Below are 1,638 nucleotides of genomic sequence, written 5' to 3'. Positions count from 1 at the left end.
GAGAACAGCAATTTTTCTTCTGGCATTACGGGTATGAACCTATCCGCAGAAGTCTTGAAACATCAGCCTATGGTAGAAAAATACGCCAGAGAAAACGGTATCTCCGAGTATGTCAATGTGTTACTTGCTATCATTCAAGTAGAAAGTGGCGGTACGGCAGAAGATGTTATGCAGAGTTCGGAAAGTCTTGGTTTACCGCCTAATTCCTTAGATACGGAAAGCTCAATCAAGCAGGGGTGTAAGTATTTTGCGTCCCTGCTTTCTTCCTGCAAAAATCAAGGTATCGACGACTTGAATGTAGCGATACAGTCTTATAACTATGGCGGTGGCTATGTGGGATATGTGGCAGGAAAAGGAAAAAAACACACTTTTAATCTTGCAGAGAGCTTCGCCCGTGAGAAATCGGGTGGAAAGAAAGTAACCTACACCAACCCGATAGCCGTTGCTAAGAATGGGGGCTGGCGGTATGGCTATGGAAATATGTTCTATGTGGAAGTAGTCAATCAGTATTTAGCAGTTCCGCAGGTATCGGGAGAACTGGCACAAAAGGTAATGAATGAAGCGTTGAAATATCAAGGCTGGAAGTATGTGTATGGTGGCAGTAACCCGAATACTTCCTTTGATTGTTCGGGATTGACGCAATGGTGCTATGGAAAAGCTGGTATCTCCTTACCGAGAACAGCACAAGCACAGTATGACGCAACCCAACATCTGCCACTCTCGCAGGCAAAAGCAGGCGATTTGGTGTTTTTCCATTCCACCTATAACGCTGGTTCGTATGTAACACACGTCGGTATTCTTGTTTCGCCGACACAGATGTACCACGCAGGCGACCCGATAGGATATGCAGACCTAAGTAGTAGTTACTGGCAACAGCACTTAATCGGTGCAGGACGAGTAAAACAATAGAAAGGACTTGAAAAATATGTTTAAGAAGAATAAGAAACAGACAGAAACTATCAAAGAACCAAAAGAAAAAAAGGTGCGTACTGTCAAGGTAGGCACACATAAGAAAACCGTGATTGCGTTGTGGGTGGTGCTTGTCGCAAGCGTGAGCTTTGGGGTGTATAAGAATTTTACGGCTATCGACCAGCACACCACCCATGAAAAAGAAATCATTGAACTTTGCTTGCAGGACACCAACGGGATAGAAAATTTCGTGAAAAACTTTGCGAAGTCCTATTACACATGGGATAACAGCAAAGAAGCTATCGAAGCAAGGACGCAGGCAATCAGCGGTTATCTGACAAAGGAATTGCAGGACTTAAATGTAGACACCATTAGAACCGATATACCGACCAGCTCCACGGTTACAGATGTGATTGTATGGCATATCGAGCAATCGGGAGCGGACACTTTTTCTGCTACCTACGAAGTAGATCAGCAGATAAAAGAGGGAGAACAGACAAGCAATGTGAAAGCAACCTATACTGTAAAAGTCTATGTGGACGCAGACGGGGATATGGTAATCGTTCAAAACCCTACCCTTGCACCAGCAGTTGAAAAATCAGACTATGAGCCTAAGACACCAGAAGCAGACGCAAGCGTGGACGCTGATACGGTAAATGACGCTACCGCTTTTCTGGAAACATTCTTTAAGCTGTACCCAACAGCGACGGAAAAAGAGCTTGCTTACTA

Annotated in this window: 2 protein-coding genes; both read left to right on the top strand. The window is 44.4% G+C overall.

All coding sequences use genetic code 11. The features are described from left to right. Window positions 1-909: C40 family peptidase (locus PGY05_RS16450; RefSeq protein WP_270476355.1), on the top strand; the 909-nt coding region annotated here is incomplete at its 5' end. A gap of 16 nt (window positions 910-925) precedes the next feature. Beyond that, the coding region (locus tag PGY05_RS16445; RefSeq protein WP_270476354.1) for a conjugal transfer protein at window positions 926-1,638 on the top strand (713 nt) is incomplete at its 3' end.

Source organism: Coprococcus sp. AF51-11b1, assembly GCF_027682785.1.
In the GTDB taxonomy this organism is placed as follows: Bacteria; Bacillota; Clostridia; order Lachnospirales; family Lachnospiraceae; genus Allocoprococcus; species Allocoprococcus comes.
This window is presented reverse-complemented; position numbering and strand designations above follow the sequence as displayed.